Raw genomic sequence first — 7,729 nt, forward strand, 5'->3', positions numbered from 1 at the left:
GGTGCAGATCACGCCCTGGCAGGTGGCCAAGCCGCTGACCGGCAATGGCGATGTGGTGACGGTGGGGAAGGTGCCGAAGCGGGACGGTGCGACCGCGAATCCGGCGGGGCAGAGTAGTGTGGCGATTGGGCCGGCTTCAATTGGCCAGGTTCGCGCTTGGTATGATGGAGTCGCTCCAGTGCATTGGCAAAGGCATGAGGATGAGGGGTCATGCTTTAGTGCAAGTGGCTTGCATTTGGAAGTGCCGTTGCCAAGCTATGCCAATCAATATGGTGGAGGCGATTTTGTAGTAGATGTGCAGTTTAAATTTATCAATCAGCTATTTGGAGCATTTAATGGGGAGTACGCGGTAGCTGGAAACCAAAGTAGCTTTGTTCCTGATTTTACTTTTGGAGCCCTCCAGCTGCGTGGTGTCGCGTATCATGAAATAGGGCATGAGATTGGAAGGGATGGTTCCGGTTGGATAAAAACAGGGGAGTATTGGGATGGGTATGCTGGACAAGTGTCCCTTTCTGTTACTATCCAAAAAAGATTGCCAAATAATCAACTTATAACCGTGGCGCAAGGCAGTTACACGGGAGAGTGGGATGATCTTTTGAAGGGGATGTCGAATTCTGCTTCGCATGACGGCGTAACGCAGACCATCAACCCCACTCGAAAAGATTTGGTGATTCAAACAACCTCGTCGGATATTAAACGCGTTCTTTTGTTGACACGCCCACTCAATCAGGTGCAAGGGTGGCAAGTAATTAATGTTCCCCAATTGGCGGGTGGTCAATTCGCTCTGGACTGGACTGGCATGCCACGCGGCAATTACGAGTACCGCTATTTGGCGCTGGACGCCGCCGGCAATATCCAGAACAGCGGCCAGGGGCAGATGGCGCTAAATGACAGCGCGCCAACGCTCACGCCGGTCCTGGATAGCCAAGGGCGGCCACTGGGCGCTGACAAAGCCTTCGTCACTGCCGATGGCCTGCTCAATGTCACCGGTCTGAAAGGCCCGGGCGGCAATGCCACGCATGGCCTGGTGCGCTTCCGCTCGCCGCCGGGCAGCGGCGCCTGGACCCAGGCTTACAACGTCAGCGTGGCGGCGCCGGCCGGCATCACCAACGGCTGGTTCGCGATCAACACCGCCGCGCTTGGACTCAAGCCCGGGGCGCGCTATGAATACGACCTGCAAGGCCTGGACGCCGGCGGCAAGGAAGCCGGCCGTGTGGTCGGCAGCTTTGCGCCAGGCGAGGCGAATACATTGGGTCAGCCCGTTCCCTGGAGCAGCCAGGCGCAGATCATCCACCTGAGCAATCAGTCCTCGCTGGCGGCCAGCGGCGTGGTGCGCTATCGCTTGGCCGATAGCAAGGGCGAGTATATTAGCCAGACGCTGCGTCCCGGCGACGGCTCGGGCCGCTTCGACTGGGATACCGGTGAAGACGGCGCGCCGGCCGGCAACTATGACTTTGAATACCAGGTGTTCGATGCCGGCGGCGCCATGATCAACCGCCAGCGCGGCCAGATGACGCTGGGCCTGGATCACGACGTCCAGGTGGACCAGAACTCGGGCTTGGTCCTGCCGCTGTACGTGCAGTTCAACCCCGCGCAGTCCAGCGCCGCGCGCTTGGATGTGAGCTATCGCCTCAAGGGCAGTAATGCCAAATGGCAGGACGCCCACGTGCCGCGCAACGGCAAGGGCAACTTCCTGCTCAATGTCGATGACTGGCAGGAGGGCGACTACGAATACCGCTTTGTGCTGCGCGATGCCGCCGGCGCGCTGATCAACGGCGCCGACGGCGCGGCGCTGGAAACGCGCGGCTATTTGCATCGCGGCAGCAATAGCAGCCAGCTGTCCAGCAACGCCTTGAAATGGGTGGTGGACAAATCGCTGTACAACGCCACCGTGACGCGCCGCCAGGCCTACAACGCCTTTGGCGAAGTGGTGAGCGAAACCGACGGCGTCGGCCATACCACCACCTCCGATTACGACACTGCCGGCAAACTGGTGGCCAAGCACGAGGCCAGGGTGATGCTGCGCGACGACAACGGCAATGTCCTCAAAAACGCCGATGGCAGCGACAAGCTGGGCGGCGACGACGCCACCCAGTACCGCTACGACGCCATGGGCAATCTGGTGTCCACCATCGACGCCAACAATCATGAGAACCGGCAGCGCTGGCTGGCCGGCAGCCAGGACAGCCAGGGCAAGGTGCTGCGCGAATACCATGCCGATGGCAGTACCAAGGAAATGGCCTATGACCGCCTGGGCAATCTGCGCTTTGCCACCGTGAACGGCGATCATCGCGAAGATTACCAATACGACAAACTGGGCCAGCTGACCAGGGCGGACCACGCCCAGCGCAGCACGGCCAGCGGCAGCGAAAACGAGTCCTACGGCGGCCAGCGCCGCTATGACAGCTACGCCTACGACGGCGCCGGCCACCGCATCAGCCACAGCACCACCAGCACCGGCCGCGACACGCTGACCGACACCACCCGCTACGACAGCCTGGGCCGGGTGCTGGGCGCCGTCAGTGCGGCGCAGCGGCATACCGACTACAGCTACGTCTGGGACGCCCAGCTCAAGGGCGCCGGCGGCATCGTGGTGGGCGGCTGGCGCACCACCACCACCAACGCCAACCAGATGACGCTGCAAGACGCGACGACGCTGAGCGGCCTCAAGGTGGCGCACCGTGATCTGGGCGGCCGGGTGAGCGCTTACGACTACAACAACGCCGGCCAGCTGACGCATCAATACGGCGATAACACCGGCCCGGTCAAGAACGCGCAAGACATCGTCTACACCTATTACGGCAACGGCTATCTGCAAGGCATGGAAGACACCGTCGCGCAGCAGTACACGCTGTACGGCTACGACGACGATGGCCGCAAAACCTACGAAGCCTACGCCAATGGCCCGGACCGCGACCACTTGAGCTTCTACCAGCAGGCCAAGATCAGCTATGACGAGCGCGGCCGCGTCATCGATATCAATGATTCCACCCGCTTCCATAGCCGTTACTGGTACGACGCGGTGGGCAACCGCCAGCGCGTTTACACCGAGTATCAGGACGGCAAGGACGGCAGCAAGCAGACGCAGGACAACTGGTACGACTACGACGCGATGAACCGCTTCACCGTCACCATGGGCAGCCATGACGCCCAGGGCAATCTGGTGCTGGGCAGCCGCGGCGTGCGCGTCGAGTACGACCGCTTCGGCCAGCGCGCCAAGGTGACCAATGGCGTTGACGGCACCGTGGAGACCTACAGCTACACCGCAGACGGCCTGCTGCTAGATACCCAAATCAGCGCCAGCGGCAAGGCGGCAGACGCCAAGCTGGCCTACCACCGGGTGAACGACCTGCTGGGCAGAGTCACCTCCAGCCATAGCTACAACTGGTTGGGCGGCAACAGCGGCAAGGATAGCCAGACCGTCACCACCTACGACGCGGACAACAAGGTCACGCGGCAGGCGGTGGATGGCAAGGGCCTCAGCTACCAGCTGATGAATGACGGCACCTTGCAGTCCACCCAGCAGGACGGGGAAACCACCCTGGCCACGAGCTTCGACTATGAGTGGTGGGACGAGGCCAAACAATCGACGATCACCACGCAGGCGACCAACGCCAATGCGCCAGGCTGGAAGCCGGGCGTTTCGCACCTGAGCTACGATGCCAACGGCCATCTGAAGGAAGTCATCGACGACAAGGACGATCCGGTCAATGGCCACCGGCACCTGCGCTATATCACCGACGCCCAGGGCGTGGTGGTGCGGCGGGAGGAGATCGACCAGCAAAGCACCTACAAGAAGCAGGACTACTACTATGTCGATGGCAAGCAAGTGGGCGCGGTGGGCAACGACGGCCCGGTCCGCGGCGACTTCGCCCAGGCGCTGGCGCAGGCCAAGCTGGGCAGCGACAAGGACCAATACCGCTTTGGCAAGGCGGTGAGCAGCGCGGACTTTGACCAAAACTACGAGCCTATCGGCCCCAACAACCCGGCGCAAGCGCCAGGCAGCGTGACGGTGCGGGCGGGCGACTCCCTGCAAAGCCTGGCCGGCAATCTGTGGGGCGACCGTTCGTTGTGGTATCTGCTGGCCGACGCCAACGGCCTGAGCGGCAATGAGCAACTGGCCGCCGGCCAAGTGCTGAAAGTGCCGAACAAGGTTACCAACTTCCACAACAACAGCAGCACCTACCGGGTATACAACCCGGGCGAAGCGATGGGCGACGTGACGCCGACATTGCCGGACGCGCCGCCGCCGCCGGCGTCGGATGGCGGTTGCGGTGGGTTTGGCATGATCTTGGTGATCGTGATCGTGATTGTGGTGGCCTACATTGTGGGCCCGGCCGTGGCAAGCTGGCTGTCTGGCGGTTCAAGCACTGCCGCTGGCGCGGCGGGAGCGACGGCTGCGGGCAGTGGCGCTGCGGCAAGCGGTACGGCGGCTGCGGGGAGTTCGGCGGCCGCAGGAGGGACGGTGACGGCCAGCGGCGCCGCTGGCGCCACCGCGGCAGGTGCCACCGCCGGCACGAGTGCGGCCGCGGCAGGCACCGCCAGCTTCTGGGCCACGCCGGTATTGGGCAGCAGCGTCACCTATGCCGGGGTGGCCGGCGCGATGGTGGGCGGCGCGGCCGGCTCCATCGCCGGACAGGGCGCGGCGATGGCGATGGGCATGCAAGACCGCTTCTCCTGGGAGCAAGTGGGGCTGTCCGCGCTCACGGCCGGGGCGATGCGCTACACCGGCGGGGTGAATTTCTTCGCCAATCAGGCCTACAACAGCGTGGCGCAGGCGATGGCCGGCAGCGCGCTGTCGCAAGGCCTGGCCATGGCGACGGGCCTGCAAAAGTCGTTCAACTGGGCGGCGGTGGGCGCGTCCGGCGTGGCGGAGTGGGCCGCGGGCACGCTGCCGCAGGCGGGCTTGCAAGACCGCATGGCCTACGGCATGGCGCGCGGCCTGATCGGCGGGACCATCCAGTCGGTCGTGGGCGAAGACCACAAGCCAAACTGGAGCGACCTGGCGCTGCAATCGTTCGGCAGCGCGGTGGGTGACCAGATCACGAGTAGCATACAGGCCGGCGAGCAAGCCCGTCTGGATCAGGCGGGGCGAGAAGTCAATGCGATTGAGGGGATGTACGCCAGCTCGCAGAAGTCCATGCTGGAAGGTTTAATGAGTTTGGGAGGTGGCTCCGTCGGGGACAGTGGTTATTGGGCATCGCAGGAGGACTTCGGCGGCGATGGAAGTAGCAACGAGGCTTCAGGCGGTGCTAGTGGAGGAGGCGATCTGCCGCAGAGGGCGCAGGCAGGGAAGGCAGATACGTTGACTGCTCCGGAATTTAATACCGGTGATGGTATTTCACATGGTTCGCATTATGTTGGTGACAATAATGGAGTACCCCTCTTTGAGGCAGATCCGATACAGGTGACAGCTTATGGCCATACGAGGACGGAGAACCTTGAGCACCAGCGAATGGTCGATCTTGAAGATCTGCTGGATCCACTTTACGCAGACATGCCGATTGCGAACATAGAAATTATTGGCGGGAGCCAACGCAATGTGGCCAGCACTCCGGCGATTGCCGGCGGCGATAACATGAGGGAAATAGGAGGACTAGAGGCGCTCTGGCGCTTCTCCTCCATTGGCCGGTTCGCTAGAGGATTTGGTTCAGGCCTGAGTGATGTCGCTGGAAGTGTCGATGCCTTCATGCAAGATGGTTTTGATCGCCTAGAGTCCAAGGCGGCAACTGCGTTGGGTATTGCGGGAAATGAGGCGACTCCGGCACGGAGCGCATTCTTCAAGTCGGTGGATCAAAACGGCTGGGGACCAACGCTGCTTGTCAGCGGAGTGGAAGCTGCGGCGGCTCCCGTGCAGCTACTCGCGGCGTTTGGCCGAAGTGCCTATCAAGGAAGTCCGGAGGGGCTGGGCCGTGCCACATCAGAACTCGCTATAATGGGGCTCGGGGCCAGGTTGGGGGCTGTGGGAAGACCGGGTTCAGTCATTGGGGATGTGGCCGATTCGGCTTTGGCTAAGGCGACAAATAGGGTTGCCGTGAAGGGCGAGGGAAGTTACGGAGATTTGGTGGGCACTCTGGATGACGGGTTTCAAGCCCACCATCTCAATCAAAATGCCGCATTCAATTCGGTGATTCCAAAGGATGAAGGGTTCTCCATCGGTATTCGCGGCAATGCCTTTACAGAGGCTGGTACACCACACTACGATTTTCATAGTTCCTTAGAACGCTTCTGGGACTCATACCGAAAAGGTGGAGATCTCTTCGGTGAAGTACCTACAAACGCACAATATGGTGACGCGGTGACGCAGGCACTGAGAGATTCTGGACTTAGTGAATCCGAGGCTCAGAGGTTGAGCGATTTGGCCAAGCAAAATCGTCACGCGTTTGGTTTGAGGCCAGAGGCATCAGTTCCGAGAGTGCCGCGTAAAATCTACCAGTCAGGAGGTAACTAATATGCACCAGAGAACAATTTCGACGTTGGCTGAACTTGAAAGCGTGGATTGGTTCGCCAACGTTGGGCGGAATGATGCTAGTAACGCGGTCATCTTGAATACATGGGCGGAGGCAATCGAAAGTTGTGAGGGCGAGGCGTGGGAGTCTTTGTGCCTTGAGGCCGCAAATCAATACAGAGCTAGGCTTTTGGAACGTGATCCGCAACGCTTTCAAAACTGGAACGTACTGGTACGAGAAATAAAACTGGTATCAATACCTTTGGTTTTGCGGAAGACCCAAAACGTAGTCGATGCAAATAACTTGCCAAGAGGGTTCGTGGACACGGTTCAGTGGGATATTCTGCATTTATGCATGGAGGCGGAATTTGCAGACGTGTTTCCTCCAGGATTTTTTGCAAGTCAGGCATATTGGTATCTCAAGGGGCATTTCCCGTGTGGGTGGCAGGGCGACTTCCCAAAAGGGGTGTTAGTCGTCTTTTGAGGTAGGTTGCGACAGAGAGTATTGGTGGAGGGTATCGACCAGCCTCTAAGAGTTGATCTCTGCAACCGTTTGCCTATGATTCAGGAAAATCGTTATCGCTAGAGTACACCCCTCTCGCCGGAAGTGAAGGAGAGTTCATGAGAAAGCTTGCGGGACAAGAGGCTGGGCTTAATAAACTGACCGCGGGAGAGATTCGTAGCAATATTGAACAGTTTCGAGCAAACGGAAGGCCTTCGGATGCCAGTAACGAAATTATGCAATTCCGAAATGCTAACCCAGTAGTAGAAGACCCGTTTGTTCAGTCGTATTTGGATCGTATTGGCGCAGAAGGCCAGCCGCGTTTTGCTGCCCTTCACGAACCTGACATGGTAATTGGAGGGAGGCCAGACATGGTCACTGGATATGGCGACCTCCGTGTCAATAGCAGTCTAGGTTCTCAAAATCGATATTTCCAGGATGCCATCTATCAAGCAACTCTTGGTGTCCCGAAAAACAGCTATGTTCGGTTCAAATTTGGAGCTATCAGTCAATGAGCTTTCATGCCGTATTTAAACAAGCCGACGAAATATCTCAGCCTGCTTCAGTTGAGGCGACGAAACCTGGAATAGGAATAAAGGCTGGCATTTATAATAGCGGAACTCTTTGCATTCTCGATATTGCTCTTGCCGAATCAATCATCTCTAATTGGAAATGGCTGCTGGGTCAGGGCCATTCAATGCTATCTCATGCCAGCTTGCATAGCGCCAGTAACTGGTCTGGCGACCAACCCAGTTGTTCGCGTGCCGCTTTGATATTGT

4 protein-coding genes are annotated in these 7,729 nt (G+C 59.4%); all 4 read left to right on the forward strand.

Annotation, left to right across the window (positions count from 1 at the left end):
- Window positions 1-799 precede the first annotated feature (799 nt).
- Entirely contained in the window at window positions 800-6,451 is a 5,652-nt protein-coding gene (locus C2I19_RS21285; protein WP_158253798.1) for a LysM peptidoglycan-binding domain-containing protein, read from the forward strand.
- 1 nt (window position 6,452) lies between these two features.
- Window positions 6,453-6,932 carry a hypothetical protein gene (locus tag C2I19_RS21290; protein ID WP_103904570.1) on the forward strand — a complete coding sequence of 160 codons (480 nt, stop codon included), beginning with the start codon at window positions 6,453-6,455 and terminating at the stop codon, window positions 6,930-6,932.
- Between the two features lie 137 nt (window positions 6,933-7,069).
- Complete coding sequence (locus C2I19_RS21295; RefSeq protein WP_103904571.1) at window positions 7,070-7,465, forward strand: polymorphic toxin type 15 domain-containing protein; 396 nt, start codon at window positions 7,070-7,072, stop codon at window positions 7,463-7,465.
- A partial coding sequence (locus tag C2I19_RS22685; RefSeq protein WP_233201318.1) for a hypothetical protein occupies window positions 7,462-7,729 on the forward strand: 268 nt, incomplete at its 3' end. The genes C2I19_RS21295 and C2I19_RS22685, both read left to right, overlap by 4 nt.

The sequence above is a fragment of the Chromobacterium alticapitis genome, from assembly GCF_002924365.1.
GTDB lineage: Bacteria > Pseudomonadota > Gammaproteobacteria > Burkholderiales > Chromobacteriaceae > Chromobacterium > Chromobacterium alticapitis.

Excerpts from the sequence above, each read along its gene's own strand:
- C2I19_RS21285 (WP_158253798.1), top strand. The coding sequence starts at position 800 with ATGCCACGCGGCAATTACGAGTACCGCTATTTGGCGCTGGACGCCGCC.
- C2I19_RS21290 (WP_103904570.1), top strand. The coding sequence starts at position 6,453 with ATGCACCAGAGAACAATTTCGACGTTGGCTGAACTTGAAAGCGTGGAT.
- C2I19_RS21295 (WP_103904571.1), top strand. The coding sequence starts at position 7,070 with ATGAGAAAGCTTGCGGGACAAGAGGCTGGGCTTAATAAACTGACCGCG.